This is a genomic window from Pseudomonas sp. HY13-MNA-CIBAN-0226 (genome assembly GCF_040310305.1).
GTDB lineage: Bacteria > Pseudomonadota > Gammaproteobacteria > Pseudomonadales > Pseudomonadaceae > Aquipseudomonas > Aquipseudomonas gregormendelii.
Map to the genome: position 1 here is coordinate 1 of NZ_JBEOPS010000092.1, position 375 is coordinate 375.

At 57.1% G+C, this 375-nt stretch carries 1 protein-coding gene; it reads left to right on the forward strand.

From position 1 onward, the window contains the following. Positions 1-375: DUF748 domain-containing protein (locus tag AAEZ05_RS27900; protein ID WP_350649785.1), on the forward strand; the 375-nt coding region annotated here is incomplete at both ends.

The following is a 375-nucleotide window of genomic DNA, read 5'->3' on the forward strand; positions in this document are numbered from 1 at the left end:
GTGAACCCGTTTGACCCGATGGCCGCGTTGGACATCGCCACCAGCTTCAAGCGTGTCGAGTTGACCAACCTGACACCTTACTCGGGCAAGTTCGCAGGCTTCCGCATCCGCAAAGGCCGCCTGAATCTCGATCTGCACTACGTGATCACCAAAGGCCAGTTGAAGGCTGAAAACAAAGTGGTGGTCGAGCAACTGCAATTGGGTGAAAAAGTCGACAGCTCCGATGCCGTGGACTTACCGATTCGCCTGGCTGTCGCCCTGCTCAAGGACTCCGACGGCAAGATCTCCATCGAACTGCCGGTAAGCGGCGACCTGAACAACCCACAATTCAGCGTGATGCCGATTGTGTGGCAAACCCTGCGCAACCTCGTGGTG